The sequence below is a fragment of the Glutamicibacter sp. B1 genome, assembly GCF_039602135.1.
Classification (GTDB): Bacteria; Actinomycetota; Actinomycetes; order Actinomycetales; family Micrococcaceae; genus Glutamicibacter; species Glutamicibacter ectropisis.
On sequence record NZ_CP125942.1, the window covers coordinates 1,405,018 to 1,421,548 of the forward strand.

Genomic DNA, 16,531 nt, shown 5'->3' on the forward strand with positions numbered 1-16,531 from the left:
GGTGCTCAGAGTTTCTAAGTTCCCCAGTTCCCTAGGTGTCGGCTTAGCGCAGGTACTTACCCGAAACCCAGCCAGTCTTAGATGAGTACTTGACCTTGTACCAACCCGATTTTTCGGTACCGGTCAGTGTTACCTTCTTACCCTTCGGGATGGTCAACACAACACGATTCGAAGTGCCTGCGCCACTGCGCATGTTCAAGTTTGCGACAGTCGTCTTGGTGGCCGCTTTGGGGCTAGACTTCTTCTTCTCGGTATTGGACTTAGGTGCCGAATCCGAGAAGTTGCTCAGATACTGTCCCGAGACCCAGCCCGACTTTCCCGAGTACTTCACGGGGTACCAGCCGGATTTCTTGGAACCAGTGATGGTCACCTGCTTGCCACGCGGAATGGTCAACACGACGCGGTTGCCGGTGCCGGCACCAGTGCGCATATTGAGATTCGCGGTGGTCTTTGCGGACTTGGAGTTCGTGCTCTTGGACTTGCTGTCCTTCGACGATTCCTTCTTCTTAGGAGTCGAAGGTATCGAAATGTTGCTTAGGTAGGTTCCAGAAACCCAGCCGGTCTTCGAGCTATAACGCACTTCATACCAGCCGGACTTTTTGGAACCGGTCAGTTGTACAGTCTTGCTACGAGGGATGGTCAGGACAATCCGATTGTTTGTTCCGGCACCTGAGCGCATGTTCAGATTTGCGGTGGTCTTTGCGGTGCCCTTGGCGCTCTTGTCGCTGTTGTTGTTGGACTTGCTCTTGGCCACCCCGTAGTAGGCCTCAAGGGTTTTCGCGCCCGAGTTCTTGTAGCTCTTGGCCAGCGAGGTGCCTAGGTAGCGGAAGTGCCACGGCTCATAGGAGTATCCGGTGACGGATTCTTGACCCTTGGGGTAGCGAAGAATGAAGCCATACTTGTAGCCGTTCTTAGCAACCCATTTGCCCACCGGAGTGTTCGCGAAGCAGGCCTGCAACCCACACTGGCTATTGTTGTTGCCAACGTCGATGGCCAAACCAGTCTGGTGTTCGCTGGTTCCCGGAACGGCAGAAATTCTTGAAGCGTAGCTTTGCCCGTAGATTCGTGAATAGTAGTTGTAGAGCTCAGCTTGGCGAGCGTAGGAACGATACCCACTGACCGCCCGAATTTTGACGCCATCTTTGGCTGCAGCCTTGACCATCTTTGAGTAAGCGCTGGCAGCTGAGGATTGCAATCGCACGTTGGTGCCTTTAACTGCCACAGTTTTTGGCGCGTACTTCTTGGGGCTCAGTGGGTAGCTCTTGTTGACGAAGACATCAGTCTTGCTCGGATCTCGCTGAATCTTCTTGGTAGCAACCTGCACTGCAGAATCAACGGTGACAGCCTGCGCGTTTACTTCAGTTCTCGCCGTTACTTCGGTGGCGGCGGTTGCAGGGGCTAGAGGCAAGAGCGTTGCCATCAGGGCTGCAGATACCGCAGCAGCCAGTGGCGCTTTGAAGGCTCGCGTCTGTTTCATTGATTCTCCATTGCAAGTGATGAGCGATGCGCCACTTATTCCATCATCATTTTTCGAACGGTTCAAGGTTTCTGCAAACGGTTGACGATGAACGGGCAGACCAAATTCCTCAAAGGAATTGAGTGTTCATCACATAACCTCATGCTGGGAAGCATTGGTTTTGACTATGAATTTATGCGTGATCTTCTAGGCTAGATCAGCGTTTCACCTGAACGAATAGAAGGGGAAAAGAATTCTTTGAACTGCCCGCGCCAACGCGCAATCGACAGTGCCAACACGATGCTTCACACAGTGGAAGAGCTCTAAAGCATCTAGAAAGTGAAGCTTCGGTGAACGAGTCACGCGCAGTCGTAATCTTTGGATGGTTGGCCCGAAAATTCTTGATACGGCGGCCGAGTTAAGAACCAATCAATACTCTGGTTGAATTTTCCTTGGTTGGTGAGTTTTGATAGGTTTGCGATCATGCATATCCGTCCCGAAGTCTTTGATGACCGTGCAGCGGTGTATGCAGTAACGCATGCTGCCTTTGCTGGAATTGACCCCATGGTTGAGCCTGAGGAAGTCGGGTTACTCCAGAACCTCTTCGAATGCGAAGACTACGACTCGCGCTTCTCCTTAGTAGCTCTCGATGACTCCGTTGTTATCGGCCACGTCATAGCTACGTGGGGCCGAATCAACGGCGAACCCATGCTGGGACTTGGGCCACTAGCTGTTGCCCCGGAGTATCAGCATCGTGGCGTGGGATCGATTCTGATGCAAAGTATTCATGACCGAGCTGAAGCCGAATCGTTAAGCGCCATCGTTTTACTCGGGGCTCCTAGCTACTACCGCCGGTTTGGTTATGAACCTGCTGGGGCCCGTGGCATTACCCCGAGTGATGCCAGTTGGGGTGAACACTTTATGGTGCGAGTCTTCGACGAAGCAAAACTTCCCCGTGGGGCTTATCAATACGCAAAGCCATTCGGCGTTTGAGCCAGCGCTTAGCTGGGAATCGTGCGATACCTATTGTCTGCTGAGAGCAACGGGCGTAAACATAAAATATGTCCTCACCTCAAGAGCAAGAGAAACTCTCCTTCAATGTCTCCGGCATCATTTCCAAATCGGTAACCCAGGATTATGACGCCGTGGCAGACCCCGTGCAATTATCCAGCTATTTCACGACCGGCGGAGCCCAAGGAAGATTAGAAACCGGTAACACCGTCACCTGGGACTTCCACGATTTTCCCGGTGCCTTCCCAGTCCAAGTGATTGAAACTGAGTACCCACGCAAGATTGTCGTGCAGTGGGGCGCCGATAAAGGAACAGCCGAAGGCAACCTGACGACGGTGACCTTCGAATTCACCTCGATGGACGATGGAACCCGCACCAAGGTGGTCATTACCGAGGCCGGTTGGGAAGCCAGCCCTGAAGGAATTAAAGCGGCCTTCGGTAATTGTGAAGGATGGACCGGGATGCTCGCGGCTATGAAGGCATGGCTGGAATACGGGATCAATCTCCGCGACGGTTTTTATAAGTAGAAACTCTGACTATCGCCGGCGCTGATATGTCACGTGAGTAACTAGGGGTGTCTCACGTCGGGATACTCGATCCATGTGAAGGCCGATATCTTCGGTAGTAATGGCTTCGCCGTGCCCCAATTGAATGGGTGCGATGTGGAGTCGTAATTCATCAATGAGTCCCGCTTGAAGGAATTGCGTGATGGTCTGTGCTCCGCCGGCGATGGCTACGTGTTGCTCACCGGCAGCTTCCCGAGCTTCTTCGAGGGCTTCGTGGATTCCTCGGGTGATGAATTGAAAACTTGTTCCACCTTCTAAACACAAGGTTGGTTGGTGATGGTGGGTGAGCACAAAAACTGGAGCATGATATGGCGGGTTATCTCCCCACCAGCCATCCCAGTCAACGTTGATGTCGCCGGCTGGTGGTCCGAACATATTGCGCCCCATGATGAATGCCGAAGCCTGGGTGATGGCAGCGATCTCTTCAGCATTCTGATCAGTTTGTTCAAACTGCCAACGGTGTAATGACTCGCCACCCTCACCTAAGGGGTTCTGCATGCTTTGGTTCACTCCAGCACAGAAACCGTCTAATGACACCGTGACATCACAAACAACGTCCCCCATGGCTATCTCCTTGAATCAGCACTGGTGCAGCGAGGTCTACCTGATAGTTCCACAGTGAACCTGAACCGAGCGAGAATCAAGGAAAAATCTCGTTGTTGAGTTGCAAATGGCTAGTCGGCCGATTGTTGGGGCACCCCTGCAACATTCCATACGGTCTGATGATGCTGCTTGATCAATGCATCTTCTATAACTAGGGCGGCTTTGCGATGGATACAGGTGACCCAGCGAACCTCTAGCTCTAAACGGTCGATGGCACGCCGGGCGACCGTTTGAATAGTCGAAGGGGTGCCAGCTTCTGCTTCAGCGGCGAGTTGGCGAAGCCACTGTGGATCTTTGAGAGCATCGTCAAAGGCATGCTTACCGAAGCCGGAGGTGGCACCTACTCCGCTGGAGTAGATTTTGAGTCTGCCACGCAAGCCTTTGCCGCTTCGTTCTCCTGCGGCCCCGATATAGATTGGGGCAGCATCAGGCTGGTCGGTGCGTCGGAGCATATAAACGCCAGGAGCTACCGGTGCGGTAGTGGCGGCTTGCTCGAAGGGGAGCCAAGGTGACCAATCCAGGGATGCGAGGACTGACTCATCAATGGCTCGAAGGGTGATCTTCAGCTCCGGTGCGCCAGCAATCTGCAGCTGAAGCAATAAGGTAGTGCTAACGTGCCATAGCCCACCGGGCTGAGGCGGCTTTTGAACGGCACCCTTGGGGCGGTGTTTGCGCAGATAGCTACGTAGAGACTTGGTATCCACTCCAAGTTGTCTCGCAGCGTCATCTAGGTTCAAAAGCGGTTCGTTCATTGCAGCTGGTTTATCTTCTCTTGAAAGTGTCGGTGCCGGTCATTGAGCTTTACGTGAATCTCTTCAGTGATCCCGGCGCCCGCACGTTGATGGTTGTTGCATCAGTTTGTGGGTGCCGGGACGTTGTCATTGCACCGCTTCGCGCAGTTTGGTGCTCAGGCGGTTGAGTTGATTAAATTCTTCTTCGCTCAGCGCCGATCCCAAAAGCTCATGCAGGTGCTTGACATGCTCGCGACCGATTTCTTGCTGCATCTTCAGTCCCTTGTCGGTCAACGAGAGCTGCGTGGCACGCTGATCCGCTGGGTCTGGCTCACGTACGACTAGTCCTTGCTCTTCTAGTCGTACCACCATGCGGCTGAGGCTTGGCTGGGAGATCAGTAACTGCTTATTCAAATCAACCATGCGGCTTTTTCCGCCCGGGCAGGTCCGCAAGTTGAACAGCACGTCATATTCACGCATCGACAGCTTGCCGAACTCCGGCATTGCTGCAATCTGACGCATCACCGCCACCTGCGCCCGGAACAAGGATTCCCAGGCGTCGGTGGTGACCTTCAATGAGGCTACTGCTTTATTGGTCCCGGTCACTGACTACTGGCTCCTTGGTGTTTGCTACGTCAGCTTCCAGTTTAGCCCGATGAGCAGCTACCAGCCCTTCATGGGTTGGGGCTGGGGTCAGATCTGCTGGTGCCCGCGATTCCATTTCCTTGCGCAGTTCAGGCAGTACGTATTCGCCAAACATATCCAGCTGGTTCAGTACGGTCTTCAGTGGAAGACCAGCGTGGTCCACGAGGAATAGTTGGCGCTGGTAGTCGCCGAAGTATTCCTGGAAGGTCAGGGTCTTCTCCAGTACCTGCTGTGGCGAGCCCACGGTCAAGGGGGTCTGCGCGGTGAAGTCTTCCAGTGATGGGCCATGGCCGTAGACCGGGGCGTTATCAAAGTAGGGGCGGAATTCCTTGACGGCCTGTTGGGAATCCTTGGCCATGTAGAACTGGCCACCGAGACCAACGACCGCCTGGTGGGCTTTGCCGTGACCGTAGTGTTCGTAGCGCTCACGGTAGAGGTTGATCAGCTGCTGATAGTGCTCCTTAGGCCAGAAGATGTTGTTGGCGAAGAAGCCATCACCGTAGTAGGCAGCGATCTCAGCGACCTGTGGGGTACGGATCGAGCCGTGCCAGACGAAGGGTGCCACATCATCGAGTGGTCGAGGCGTCGAGGTGAAGTTCTGCAGGGGAGTGCGGAATTTGCCTTCCCAGTTCACTATCTCTTCATCCCAGAGTCGGCGCAGCAGGTTGTAGTTCTCTACGGTCAGGTTCACCGAGTCCTGAATGTTCTTTCCGAACCATGGGTAGACCGGGCCGGTGTTGCCGCGGCCCAGGACAATATCGGTGCGTCCATCGGACAGGTGCTGGAGCATCGCGAAGTCTTCGGCGATCTTCACCGGGTCGTTGGTGGTGATCAGCGTGGTGGTGGTGGACAGGATGATGCGTTCGGTCTGGGCGGCGATGTACGCCAGGATGGTGCTGGGGGAGGAGGAGAAGAACGGCTTGTTGTGGTGCTCGCCGATGGCGAAGACATCCATGCCGATCTCTTCGACCTTTTTGGCGATGGCTACCTCGGCGTCAATGCGTTCTTTTTCGGTAGGGATGTGACCGGTGGTGGGATCCTGGGTGATGTCGCTGACTGAAAATACTCCGAACTGCATGTTCACTCCTACTTGTGATGAGATTCTGCGGTGTACGCTCATCTCTAATTTATATGCGTATGCATGTAATAACAAGTTGATGCGTCAAATATTCCCGGAGTTGGACCCTGCCCGGTGGCACACCAGAATTTCTCGCAGTGTTAGAGCGCAAGAGACGTAGTTCTAGGACTCCAAGCAGCTAGTCGACCAGTCCGCCTTGGTAAGCAATCAACGCCGCTTCAACACGATTGCGTACCTTGAGCTTGATCAAAATCGAAGTCATATGGCCCTTCACAGTGGCGGGCGTGAGCACCAGTACATCGGCGATTTCCGAATTAGAATTCCCCGCTCCCACAAGCGCCAAAACATCATGCTCCCGGGGCGTCAGCTGCTCGATCAAGCCCATGGCCCTCGCGCGCCGATCATGATCCACACTGCGAAACTTGTCCACCAGACGCTTGGCAATACGCGGCGACAGCGCTGCTGCTCCATCGGCCACAGAGTAGACTCCTCGAATCAACTCTTCAGGGTCAGAACTTTTGAGCATAAAACCCGCAGCCCCAACGGACATGGCGCGATCAATATACTCTTCCTCGCCAAAAGTGGTCAGGATGAGCACCTTGGCCGTCGCAGACTCGGCGAGAATCCGCTCCATCGCCCCGAGCCCATCAAGCTGCGGCATGCGAATATCCATCATGATCACCTCAGGTTGCAGGCGCGATGCCAACTCGATAGCCCTCAGTCCATTCTCCGCTTCACCCAAGATTTTTAATCCAGGATCACTAGCCAAGATAGTGCCAAGCCCTGCCCGGATTAACGGGTCATCATCAACCAGTAGGAGGCCTATCGGTAGTCCTGAGCTCATAATCCGATCCTAAGGTGCAGGGTAAAGATGGTCAGCGGATGTGAGCACATCGTCGGTGAAACAAAGGCGGAACATTTCGCTGCCGAATTCCAACACCCCGGTACGTGCCGCATAGTACCGACACTGACCGCTGGCAGGTTGTTGTGATTCATCGATGACCGGAAGCGGCTGATCCAAGCCTTCAGCCTGAACACGCTGTGCCACTTCAGTGCGGGTCATCCCCGGCTTGAGTTGTTGGAAATCTGACGGGCTCAAGGCTGTTGCCCGGAAGGTCGCCAGCTGCAAGACATACAAACCCACAACCATAACCGCCACCGCGCACACCGGAACAAGTACCAATAGCCAGCGCGAGGTCCGTTTGGGTGCCGAGGTGGCCGATGCGGATTCTCGCCGGGGCCGACTGCGCTGCACTTCGGCGACGACATCAAAGGAAGTCTCGGAATGGTTCACACTCAACGAGCCGCCGTGCCGTTCCAGGACTTCTCGCAAACCACGCAACCCCGAGGCTCCGGGGCGCTGCGGTATTGGCTGGCCCTCCAATGGATTACTGATCCGCACCCTGACGGGCTGGTGACGCGTATCAATATTAATGCTCACCGGTTGCCGTGGAGCATATTTGGCAGCGTTCGTCAGCGTCTCCTGTAGTACCTGGCGCACCACAGCACCCGTTTCGGCATCGGTCGCATCGATCAGTAATGGACCGCTGATCTGGTAGTCGATCTGCATGCCACGATTCCGCGCCTGATCGATCAGGCGATCCACCGACTGATCAGAAGGAACCAACGATGCCTGTTCATCCGGTTCACGAAGAACCTCAATAATTTCGTGTAGATGCTCAACGGCCTCATCCGCCTGAGCACGGATACGCACTGCTTGCGAATATGCCTCGGTGTCCTTGTCCAAAGACACTTGTAAACCGCCGGTGGACAAGGCCAATAACGCCATATCGTGACCCAGCTGGTCATGCATCGCCTCAGCTATTCGAGCGCGCTCACGTAGCTTGGCTTGAAGTTCTAGATGGTGCCGCTCCTGTGCACGAAAGGCTAATGTATTGGCTCTGGCCCGCCCCGCCCACCAGGGTAACAGCACAAAGAGAACCACCCCGGTACTGATATTCAAAGCGAAGGTCAGCGCACTGACATGTGCCGAAAGCAGCAGGCTCACACCTGAAGCGAGCGCTCCAGCAACTAGGGCAACAATGCCGTGAAGGGCAGAAGCCACGTAACGGCCTGCAAAAAAGCTACCCACGGCTGCAACAGGCGCCAGCACCAACCACGCCCCATTGGTAGAAATCGGAAGTAGGTAGGCGCTCAACGCGAGAAAGATCAACAAGAGGATCTGCTTGAGCTGGGTAGTCATGCTGAACATGCTACTGAAAATCTGCTTGGGCAGACACCGACCAAAGTAGGGGATCCCCGGTTAGTAATGCCGACTAAATGCCGGTGTGCCAGGCCGCGCCCAATGACAGGGTTGAAACAACAAAAGGAGCACACCATGATCACCTTTGAATCGCTGAGTAAACACTACGGAACTACCCGAGCCGTCAACCAATTGAGCGTTGAGATTCATCCCGGAAAAGTCACCGGCTTCCTCGGGCCCAACGGAGCCGGGAAAAGCACCACCATGCGGATGATCCTTGGACTAGATGCACCCACCAGTGGCCGGGCATTAATTAACGGGCAACGCTATGACCAGTTGACCTACCCCATGCACACCGTAGGCGCGCATATTAGTGGCACGGCCGGACACCCCGGACACACTCCACGAACATTCCTGCGCGCGCTGGCCCAGAGCAACCGAGTACGCCAACAACGAGTTGAGCAGGTCCTCGAAGAATCCGGACTCAGCAGCGTGGCAACCAAACGCATCAGGGGATTCTCCCTTGGCATGCGCCAACGTTTAGGTATTAGTGCCGCATTACTCGCTGACCCCGACATCCTCATTCTCGATGAACCGATGAATGGACTGGACGCGCAAGGAATCACCTGGATTCGCCAGCTGATGCGAAACCGTGCTGATCAAGGAGGAACGGTATTCGTCTCCAGCCACCTGATGAGTGAAGTGCAGCAAGTGGCAGACCAACTCATCCTGATCGGCCGTGGGGATCTGATCGCCAACGCCACCACTCAACAGCTGATCAATGAAGCCACCGAACTGGTCGTGACCGTACGCTCGCCACACGTACTGGCGCTCGCCGACCTGCTCACCAGCCGAAATCTCAAATTCAGGGTGGTGGATGAGCAGCTGATAGAAGTCATCGGCCTTGGACTTCAAGCAACCGGTGCATTGGCCTTTGCCAACGGCATCGAACTTCACGAATTGAGTGCAGCTCACGGGTCGCTGGAATCCGCGTATAACCAGCTAACCCAAGAGTCAATGGAATTCTCAGCACCATCAGTAGAAAGAGGCTGAACCAATGAAAACACTAGATCTTGCCGAATCGCACTCGGCCCATGGCCTCTCAGTGCTATTGGCTACTGCCCGGGCTGAAATCACGAAATTCTTCGGACTACGCTCGCTGACGGGACTTTATATGGTCGGTCTCGTGGTTACGGTGGGCCTAGGGTGGTTGCTGGGAGCCAGCGCCAAAGCCAGTGGCGAAAACGGTATAGATTCCGTAATGCCCGCACCCTTGATCGTGTTTGCCACCTTGCAGTTTGGGCAACTATTTTTTGCGGCGGCCGCTGCCTTGCACCTAACTGGCGAATACTCCAGCGGAACAATGAGTAGCACGCTGCAAGCGGTGCCACGTCGAGCTATACTTGCGGGCGCGAAAGCTTTGGTGCTTGGAATTTTTGGTTTTCTTACCGGTCTCGTGCTCATCCCGGTAGCAACCATTCCGACAGCTCTGGCTGCCGGTAGGTACGGAGAGTTTGATGTGTCTGAGCTATTCTCGGCATCCTTGGGGGCCGGAACCTATCTGGCATTGTTGAGTCTCATGGCCCTGGGGCTGGGTCTACTGTGCCGCAACTCAACGGGAGCATTAATCTCATTGATTGTGCTTGTGATTGGACTGCCGCAAATCCTTGGGCTGATACCCATTGATTGGGTTCAATCGCTGATTCAGTACCTACCCACCAACGCTGCAACGTTCATGGCGACCGGTGCCAGCGAACCGTATGGGCCAGTCCTGGCCGTGGTGGTTCTTGCGCTTTGGAGCGTAATACTGTTGGGCGCCGGGATGCTGATGATGAAAAAGCGGGACGCCTAATCCGGGCTGGCCCCACGCCTACGGCGCCTGTTGATTTACGAATGGGAACTGAACTTCGGTATGTTGATGTTCATGGGCAAAAACCGCAATGCGATGCGTCGGAACCAGAAGGGCCTTCCTTCTCTGCTGCTGATGCAATTAGCTTTGCTGTTAGGTGCCGTTTTTCTTGGACTGTTTTCAATGCATATTTTGATTGCACCAAGCATGTCACCGAACGGGCACCCAAGCACACACGAACAAGAACAACTCGCTGATCATGCGATTATTGATTCTCAAATACCGCTACAACAATACGATGATCAGCATGGGTGTTCCACATGCCCTATGAACCATGAATTGTCTGCAGTCGGATGCATTCTTGCATTGTTGGCCCTGCTGCTAGTTTTGCGTCCACCGGGACTTCGCGCCTGCAGAAAAAAGTTTGATTTACGGCTAATCGTTTTGCTACGAGATCTCCGGGAGCAAGCGTCTACCAAGCCAGATCTGACCGCGTTAGGGATTAGCCGAACGTGATGAGGTGGCAAGCATGTTTTTGCTTGCTAGATCTTTTCTGTGCCGAAACATACAAGGCACTAGTCAATCAGGCAACGTAGGAGAACCCATGAAGAACAAGTCCCTATACTTCAGCGCCCTATCGCTGAGTGCTCTCATAGTGTTGACCGCTTGCACAGCAAGTCAGCCCCAAGACGATGCGAAAGACTCAGTAGACCACGGAATGGCGCATCAGATGACCTCGGCGCCGGAAGTGAGCTCTAAAGACGCAAACGCGGCAGACATGAATTTCGCCAGTGGCATGAAGGCTCATCATGAACAAGCCATGGAAATGTCTACGGAGGTTTTGGGCAAAGAGCAAATTCCAGCCGAGGTGCAAAAGGTGGCTGAAGAAATCAAGTCCGCTCAGGGTCCAGAGATTGAACTCATGGACCGCTGGCTCGCCTCGTGGGATATGCCAGAAGGAATGGATCACCAACAGATGGATCATGGTGAGGCAATGGTTTCGTCGGAGGACATATTAAAGCTGAAAAATGCTCAAGGAAGGGAAGCCGCCAAGCTTTTTCTGGAACAGATGATCCAGCACCATGAAGGAGCGGTCGAGATGGCGAGGACTGAAATAGATCAAGGCTCGGACCCTGAGGCCATCAAGCTCTCAGAGAGCATCGTTGAATCTCAGAATCAAGAGATTCAACAGATGAAGGACATGTTGAGCAGACTCTAAGCTCCGTTGTAGATCTGTTTGCTCTGAAAACTAGTAGTGGGCAGGACACCAAAAGGTGTCCTGCCCACTACTCGTATTGAGTCGAGTCCTCTTTAGTCCTTGGTGCGTAACTGTGCACGGTCACGCCATGCCCCGGTGCCCCAAAGAGCAAGGGCGATCAGAACCGGCTGGAAGAACAGTCGCGCAACACGTTTCCCATCGGTATCCAAACCGAATGCGTCCCGGTGATCAAGAAGCTGAGCAATATTTCCTGGGAAGACTGCCACGAAGAACAAGGCAACAATCCACCCGACATGAACCCGCTTCTTCAGTAGGGTCATCAGCGATAGTCCCAAGCCGACCTCCGTCACTCCTGAAAGAATGACTACCAGATCTGGATCCATTGGAAGGGACCGTGGAACCTGCGCTTGGAACTCTTCTCGACCAAAGCTGAGGTGGCTTACACCTGCATAGGTCAAGAAGGCGCCAAGGGTCAGCCGAACTGCATGCCTTTTCTTGCTGAGCTGATTAGTCATCCGAAACGGTGATGGTCACGTCGATGTTGCCACGGGTGGCGTTTGAGTATGGGCATACAGCGTGGGCGGCGTCAGCAAGTTCCTGAGCTGCATCGTGATCCATACCTGGGATGATGACTTCCAATTCAACCGAGAGCTTGTAGCCTTCGCCCTCGCGGTGCAGGCTGACTCGTCCGCCAACGCTGGAATCCTCAACCTTGATCTTGCGAGCGCGGGCTACGGTGTTCAATGCCGAATGGAAGCAGGCCGAGTATCCTGCGGCAAAGAGCTGCTCTGGGTTGGTGCCCAGTCCGCTGCCACCCAAGTCTTTTGGCACGGTGAGGACTAGGTCCAGTTTTCCATCGGGGGTCTGGGTGCGGCCTTCGCGACCCTGGCCGGTGGAGAGTGCTTCTGCGGTGTAAAGAGCTTCCATTGTTGTGCCTTTCCTAAAAGGTTGAGGTGTTCTGGGCTAGTTGGTGGGCTGGATTTTGATGGGCAGTTTCTGCATCTGTTCGGTGATTTGATGCAGGGTGTCCAGGTATTCTCTAGCGCTTTGGATGTCCGGCAATCCGGTGCCGCAGGCAATCTGTTCTGGAATGTGGGCCAGTTCCTTGCGAAGGGCGCTGCCTTGCTCGGTCAGTTCCACATTCACCACCCGGGTATCGGTCTCGCTACGTTCGCGCCGGATGAACTCTTTGTTCTCGAGGCGGCGAAGCAGTGGGGAGAGGGTCCCGGAATCAAGCTGGAGCATCTCGCCGATTTCTCGGACGGGCTTTGATCCTTCGTTCCACAACACAACCAACACCAAGTACTGGGTGTAGGTCAGCTGCCAAGGGGAAAGGAGCTCCGTGTAGGCCCTGGTTGTTGCTCGGCTTGCGGAGTACAGAGCGAAGCACACCATTTCATCAACTATTGCCATGAGAAAATCATTGCACACAATTGAATTGTGCACAACTTAAAATAATGGTGATCTGTTGCATAGCTGTCATGCCTGGCGCACAGAACCTGCATGCGGCGCTTACAACGCTGATAAAAGACGAGGTTGAGAAAGCAAAACGGGTCGGAAGCCAGCTAACTGGCTTCCGACCCGCAACGCACCTGACGTTAGGATTCGTTAGTTGAATCCTTCGTCGACTTATTGAGCATCTCTTCGATCTCGCGGCGTTCCTTACGGGTAGTCGGGATCTGCCCGGTCAACGGATGAACCAAGGAATTCTTGGAATCACTGTTTGTCGCAGGCTCAGTCGAAGCCGGCTTCGACGGCTTGGCCGCCTCAGTCTTCGCTGCCTCAGTTTTCGTTGCCGCAGGCTTTGATACCGATGGGTTGGCAGGAGCGGTGATCTTAGCAGTGGCAGAATCCATGGCCACAGCAAGATCTGCCGCGTCGGTCTCCTTCTGAGCCGAATGCTTACGGTTAGCCCGACGTAGGGCCCGCTTTTCCTTGCGCGACTCAACCAGGCGGTACAAGACCGGCACCAGAATCAACGTCAGCAGGGTGGAGGACACCAAGCCACCAATGACCACCACAGCCAAGGGCTGTGAAATGAACCCGGACTGACCGGTCAATCCAAGACCCATTGGAATCAACGCGAAAATGGTGGCCAATGCGGTCATGAGAATCGGGCGCAAACGCTGACGAGCGCCGTGCATGATCGCATCATCCAAACTCATCGCTTCACGCTCTGGGGTAGCCAAGCGGTACTGGTTGATCAAGTCGATGAGCACGATGGCGTTGGTGACTACGATGCCCACCAGCATCAACATACCGATCAGTGACGGCAAGCCCAGCGGAATGCCGGAGATCAGCAGCAAGCCGATGGCGCCGGTGGCTGCGAATGGAATGGAGACCAACAGGACCAGAGGCTGGATCAGCGACTTGAAGGTGGCCACCATGATCACGTAGACAATGGCAATAGCCGCCAGCAGTGCCAGATACAGCTGGTTGAAGGAGTCAGCCTGTTCGGTGGCAGCGCCACCGATCTCCGCGCTGGCACCTTCTGGCAGTTGCACGGTTTCCAGGGACTTGGTGACCTCCGTAGAAACCCTGCCCAGCATGTTTTCTTCGGGCGTCAGCGTGACAGTGGCGATGCGCTCACCATTGGAGGTGGTGACCTGCTGGACGACCTTGGCACGGTCAACCTTGGCAAGGTCCTGAAGTTCCTTCACGCCGGTGGCCGTCGGGATCTTCAGCTCGCGCAGCTTCTGCAAGCTATCCAGTTTCAGGCCTTCACCGATCTGTACGGTCAGGTCCGTGTAGTCCAGACGCAGCGTACCGGCAGGTACAGGGGAGACCTGACCAGCAACCATGCCAGCCAACTGTGTTTCGGTCAGCCCGGCAGCAGCAGCCTTTTCAGCATCGATGTCGATGGAGACCTGCTCGCGTTCGGCCGATAGGTTATCGGTAATCCCGGTGACGTGGGCAGTATCCTTCAGTGCATCGCGCATCTTCTGCGTGGCCTCACGCAGGATCGTCTCATCCGGAGCCTTGACCTCAACGGTGACATCGCTAGAGGTCATTGCAGAAGAGTTGGAGCCGAAAGTGACGGTCATGTCCTTGGAAAGATCCAAGCCCTTGATCTGCTCACGAACCGTATTACCTAGTGCTTCCTGATCAACATCAGGATTGGTGATCGCCGTGAAGTTGGCAGTATCGGAGCCGGAAGCAAACATGGCTGCGATACCACTGGCGGTACCGACAGTCATCTGTACATCTTCAACACCATCGATATCACGCAGCTTAGACTCAATCTTTGCTGCTTCGTCCGCCGTCGTATTGAGGGCCGTGCCTGAAGGCATCTTCGCGGTGACGGTGATGGAGTTTTCACCGGTGGAACCCAATAGGTTGGTATTGAGCAGCGGAGTCATGGCGGCGGTCCCAGCCAGAATCAGCACCGAGGCCAGCAAAGTAATGACAGGATGCTTCTGCGTGGACTTCAATACAGGCAAATAAGCACGTTGCATCCAGGACTTGTCTTCAGCAACGTGAACCGTGCGAACCTTATCGCTACCTGGACGATGCGGCAGGAACCAGTAGGCCAATACCGGCACAATGGTCAGCGAAACGAGCAAGGAAGCCAGCAACGCAATGGTCATGGTCAAGGCGAACGGGCTAAAGAGCTCACCGGCCATACCACCAACCATGGCGATGGGCAGGAAGACCGCGACAGTAGTCAGCGTTGCTGCGGTAATAGCACCGGCAACTTCCTTGACCGCCAACAAGATGGATTGAGCTTTGGACTCACCAAAGGCCAGATGTCGTTTGATGTTTTCAATGACAACAATCGAGTCATCCACCACGCGACCAATGGAGATGGTCAACGCACCCAAAGTCAGCATGTTCAACGTGTAGCCGAAGACATTCATCCCAATGAAGGTGACCATCAGGGAGAGTGGGATCGAGATCGCAGTGACCAAGGTGGAGCGTACCGAGAAGAGGAAGATCAGAATGATGATGACCGCGAAGCCCAAACCGAGGGCACCTTCAATAGCCAGGTGGCTAATGGAGTCCTCAATGAAAGGTGCCTGATCAAAAATTGTGGTCATCGTGGCCTTGTGGCCCAACTCTGATTCAAGATCCGCCACCATGGCTGCAACCGCATGTGAGATCCCGACGGTGTCACCATCCGGGGTCTTGGTGACCGAAATGGAAAGCGTCTCTTCACCATTGGTACGGGTGATGCTGGTAGCTTCATCAGCCTTCACCGAAACATCCGCCACATCCTTGAGCAGAACTGGACCATTGTCGGTGACCAGTGGGATGTTTTTGATGGCATCGAGGTTATCTGGGGTGGAACCGGCAATAACTGGCAGTTCCAAACCGTCCACATCCATGTTGCCAACCGGGATGGGCGAGCCAGCATTTTCAATGCCGTCCTTCAAGTCACTCACGCTCAGACCGGCACGGGTCATCTCGGCGTTCTTGGGGATCACAGCAATGTGCTGGGATGCGCCACCGGAAACTGAGGCTTCACGGACGCCGTCGATTTTCTGAAGTTTAGGCAGTGCAATGCGTTCAACATCATCGTTGAGGGCGTCGAGCGACTCATCCGAGGACACCGCGAGCATCAGCACCGGCAGATCAGCAATGGAACCGGCTAACGCAGTGGGCTCAACATCATCAGGAAGTTGCTGCTTGGCATTGGAGATGGCGCGCTCAACTTGTGAACGTGCGCGGTCCATATCCGTGCCATATTCGAAGGTCAACGCAATCCGAGTGAAACCCGCCTGAGAGGTAGCACTGGAAGATTCGAGACCTTCCACCGCCTGCAAAGAAGTTTCCAGCGGCTTAGCGACTTGTTCATCGATGACCTCCGGGCTGGCACCCATCTGGGTCGCCATGACTGAGATCTGGGGGAACTCCATGGACGGGATGAGCTCTTGCTTGAGCGAGCCCATGGAAATCACGCCGAATATGGCAGCAAAGACGGTAACCAGTGCAATGAGCGCACGGTTTTTTAGTGACAGGATGGCCAAGCGATGCATGCGGGTGTAGTCCTAGTTAGGTCGCAGTACGGAAGTGGGCTTGATGTTAAGTCTATGTGGTTGTTAAAGCTCAACTGTCCGTTCTGACAGTAAAACCGCAAAGATCATCCGTTTGGACTAGGTCAATAAGAGAACCCCTTGAATGTGAAGGCGTTCGAGGGGTTCAACTACTGACAAATGTGAGTTTGGAAGCA

Annotated in this window: 17 protein-coding genes; 6 read left to right on the top strand and 11 right to left on the bottom strand. The window is 54.6% G+C overall.

Features of this window, described 5'->3' with window-relative positions; genetic code table 11:
- Window positions 1-43 precede the first annotated feature (43 nt).
- Window positions 44-1,477: a D-alanyl-D-alanine carboxypeptidase family protein gene (locus QMQ05_RS06555; protein ID WP_345474000.1), complete on the bottom strand. Its 1,434-nt coding sequence runs from the start codon at window positions 1,475-1,477 to the stop codon at window positions 44-46.
- A gap of 462 nt (window positions 1,478-1,939) precedes the next feature.
- Here QMQ05_RS06555 and QMQ05_RS06560 point away from each other — a divergent pair, with 462 nt between their 5' ends.
- Window positions 1,940-2,449, top strand: coding sequence for a GNAT family N-acetyltransferase (locus tag QMQ05_RS06560; RefSeq protein WP_345474002.1), 510 nt, complete (start codon window positions 1,940-1,942; stop codon window positions 2,447-2,449).
- Between the two features lie 68 nt (window positions 2,450-2,517).
- Window positions 2,518-2,994, top strand: coding sequence for an SRPBCC domain-containing protein (locus QMQ05_RS06565; RefSeq protein ID WP_345474004.1), 477 nt, complete (start codon window positions 2,518-2,520; stop codon window positions 2,992-2,994).
- 9 nt (window positions 2,995-3,003) lie between these two features.
- On the opposite strand, the gene QMQ05_RS06570 is transcribed toward QMQ05_RS06565, so the two are convergent.
- The 6 genes from QMQ05_RS06570 to QMQ05_RS06595 form a co-directional block, all read right to left on the bottom strand.
- On the bottom strand, window positions 3,004-3,597 hold the full coding sequence (locus tag QMQ05_RS06570) for a dihydrofolate reductase family protein (protein WP_345474006.1): 594 nt from the start codon (window positions 3,595-3,597) through the stop codon (window positions 3,004-3,006).
- A gap of 110 nt (window positions 3,598-3,707) precedes the next feature.
- The gene (locus tag QMQ05_RS06575) at window positions 3,708-4,388 is read right to left on the bottom strand and encodes a hypothetical protein (RefSeq protein WP_345474008.1); all 681 of its coding nucleotides are present in this window, start codon (window positions 4,386-4,388) and stop codon (window positions 3,708-3,710) included.
- A gap of 126 nt (window positions 4,389-4,514) precedes the next feature.
- Window positions 4,515-4,973 carry a MarR family winged helix-turn-helix transcriptional regulator gene (locus QMQ05_RS06580; RefSeq protein ID WP_345474010.1) on the bottom strand — a complete coding sequence of 153 codons (459 nt, stop codon included), beginning with the start codon at window positions 4,971-4,973 and terminating at the stop codon, window positions 4,515-4,517.
- A complete protein-coding gene (locus tag QMQ05_RS06585) occupies window positions 4,957-6,090 on the bottom strand; it encodes an LLM class flavin-dependent oxidoreductase (RefSeq protein ID WP_345474011.1) in 1,134 nt (377 codons plus the stop codon). The genes QMQ05_RS06580 and QMQ05_RS06585 overlap by 17 nt, the downstream gene beginning before the upstream one ends.
- Window positions 6,091-6,268: 178 nt before the next feature.
- Complete coding sequence (locus QMQ05_RS06590) at window positions 6,269-6,934, bottom strand: response regulator transcription factor (RefSeq protein WP_345474013.1); 666 nt, start codon at window positions 6,932-6,934, stop codon at window positions 6,269-6,271.
- Window positions 6,935-6,943: 9 nt separating this feature from the next.
- Window positions 6,944-8,293, bottom strand: coding sequence for a sensor histidine kinase (locus QMQ05_RS06595; protein ID WP_345474015.1), 1,350 nt, complete (start codon window positions 8,291-8,293; stop codon window positions 6,944-6,946).
- Between the two features lie 135 nt (window positions 8,294-8,428).
- On the opposite strand from QMQ05_RS06595, the gene QMQ05_RS06600 reads away from it, so the two are divergent.
- The 4 genes from QMQ05_RS06600 to QMQ05_RS06615 all read left to right on the top strand — a co-directional run bounded on the left by QMQ05_RS06600 (window position 8,429) and on the right by QMQ05_RS06615 (window position 11,361).
- Window positions 8,429-9,346 carry an ATP-binding cassette domain-containing protein gene (locus QMQ05_RS06600; RefSeq protein ID WP_345474017.1) on the top strand — a complete coding sequence of 306 codons (918 nt, stop codon included), beginning with the start codon at window positions 8,429-8,431 and terminating at the stop codon, window positions 9,344-9,346.
- Window positions 9,347-9,350: 4 nt separating this feature from the next.
- Window positions 9,351-10,145, top strand: a complete 795-nt coding sequence (locus tag QMQ05_RS06605) for a hypothetical protein (RefSeq protein ID WP_345474020.1) — start codon at window positions 9,351-9,353, stop codon at window positions 10,143-10,145.
- Window positions 10,146-10,217: 72 nt separating this feature from the next.
- Window positions 10,218-10,658, top strand: a complete 441-nt coding sequence (locus tag QMQ05_RS06610) for a hypothetical protein (protein WP_334123362.1) — start codon at window positions 10,218-10,220, stop codon at window positions 10,656-10,658.
- Window positions 10,659-10,671: 13 nt separating this feature from the next.
- Window positions 10,672-11,361, top strand: a complete 690-nt coding sequence (locus tag QMQ05_RS06615; protein ID WP_345474022.1) for a DUF305 domain-containing protein — start codon at window positions 10,672-10,674, stop codon at window positions 11,359-11,361.
- Window positions 11,362-11,453: 92 nt separating this feature from the next.
- Here the strand turns inward: QMQ05_RS06615 and QMQ05_RS06620 are convergent, their stop codons facing one another.
- From QMQ05_RS06620 to QMQ05_RS06635, 4 genes are all read right to left on the bottom strand, one after another.
- Window positions 11,454-11,876 carry a DoxX family protein gene (locus QMQ05_RS06620; RefSeq protein ID WP_345474024.1) on the bottom strand — a complete coding sequence of 141 codons (423 nt, stop codon included), beginning with the start codon at window positions 11,874-11,876 and terminating at the stop codon, window positions 11,454-11,456.
- Window positions 11,869-12,288, bottom strand: a complete 420-nt coding sequence (locus QMQ05_RS06625) for an organic hydroperoxide resistance protein (protein ID WP_334123359.1) — start codon at window positions 12,286-12,288, stop codon at window positions 11,869-11,871. Before QMQ05_RS06625 ends, QMQ05_RS06620 begins: the two co-directional genes overlap by 8 nt.
- A 36-nt stretch (window positions 12,289-12,324) precedes the next feature.
- A complete protein-coding gene (locus tag QMQ05_RS06630) occupies window positions 12,325-12,774 on the bottom strand; it encodes a MarR family winged helix-turn-helix transcriptional regulator (RefSeq protein WP_334123358.1) in 450 nt (149 codons plus the stop codon).
- Between the two features lie 185 nt (window positions 12,775-12,959).
- Window positions 12,960-16,337: an efflux RND transporter permease subunit gene (locus QMQ05_RS06635; RefSeq protein WP_345474027.1), complete on the bottom strand. Its 3,378-nt coding sequence runs from the start codon at window positions 16,335-16,337 to the stop codon at window positions 12,960-12,962.
- Window positions 16,338-16,531: the final 194 nt, after the last annotated feature.

Excerpts from the sequence above, each read along its gene's own strand:
- QMQ05_RS06625 (WP_334123359.1), bottom strand. The coding sequence starts at position 12,288 with ATGGAAGCTCTTTACACCGCAGAAGCACTCTCCACCGGCCAGGGTCGC.
- QMQ05_RS06620 (WP_345474024.1), bottom strand. The coding sequence starts at position 11,876 with ATGACTAATCAGCTCAGCAAGAAAAGGCATGCAGTTCGGCTGACCCTT.
- QMQ05_RS06570 (WP_345474006.1), bottom strand. The coding sequence starts at position 3,597 with ATGGGGGACGTTGTTTGTGATGTCACGGTGTCATTAGACGGTTTCTGT.
- QMQ05_RS06610 (WP_334123362.1), top strand. The coding sequence starts at position 10,218 with ATGGGCAAAAACCGCAATGCGATGCGTCGGAACCAGAAGGGCCTTCCT.
- QMQ05_RS06585 (WP_345474011.1), bottom strand. The coding sequence starts at position 6,090 with ATGCAGTTCGGAGTATTTTCAGTCAGCGACATCACCCAGGATCCCACC.
- QMQ05_RS06575 (WP_345474008.1), bottom strand. The coding sequence starts at position 4,388 with ATGAACGAACCGCTTTTGAACCTAGATGACGCTGCGAGACAACTTGGA.
- QMQ05_RS06565 (WP_345474004.1), top strand. The coding sequence starts at position 2,518 with ATGTCCTCACCTCAAGAGCAAGAGAAACTCTCCTTCAATGTCTCCGGC.
- QMQ05_RS06590 (WP_345474013.1), bottom strand. The coding sequence starts at position 6,934 with ATGAGCTCAGGACTACCGATAGGCCTCCTACTGGTTGATGATGACCCG.
- QMQ05_RS06605 (WP_345474020.1), top strand. The coding sequence starts at position 9,351 with ATGAAAACACTAGATCTTGCCGAATCGCACTCGGCCCATGGCCTCTCA.
- QMQ05_RS06615 (WP_345474022.1), top strand. The coding sequence starts at position 10,672 with ATGTTTTTGCTTGCTAGATCTTTTCTGTGCCGAAACATACAAGGCACT.
- QMQ05_RS06630 (WP_334123358.1), bottom strand. The coding sequence starts at position 12,774 with ATGGCAATAGTTGATGAAATGGTGTGCTTCGCTCTGTACTCCGCAAGC.
- QMQ05_RS06595 (WP_345474015.1), bottom strand. The coding sequence starts at position 8,293 with ATGACTACCCAGCTCAAGCAGATCCTCTTGTTGATCTTTCTCGCGTTG.
- QMQ05_RS06635 (WP_345474027.1), bottom strand. The coding sequence starts at position 16,337 with ATGCATCGCTTGGCCATCCTGTCACTAAAAAACCGTGCGCTCATTGCA.
- QMQ05_RS06560 (WP_345474002.1), top strand. The coding sequence starts at position 1,940 with ATGCATATCCGTCCCGAAGTCTTTGATGACCGTGCAGCGGTGTATGCA.
- QMQ05_RS06600 (WP_345474017.1), top strand. The coding sequence starts at position 8,429 with ATGATCACCTTTGAATCGCTGAGTAAACACTACGGAACTACCCGAGCC.
- QMQ05_RS06555 (WP_345474000.1), bottom strand. The coding sequence starts at position 1,477 with ATGAAACAGACGCGAGCCTTCAAAGCGCCACTGGCTGCTGCGGTATCT.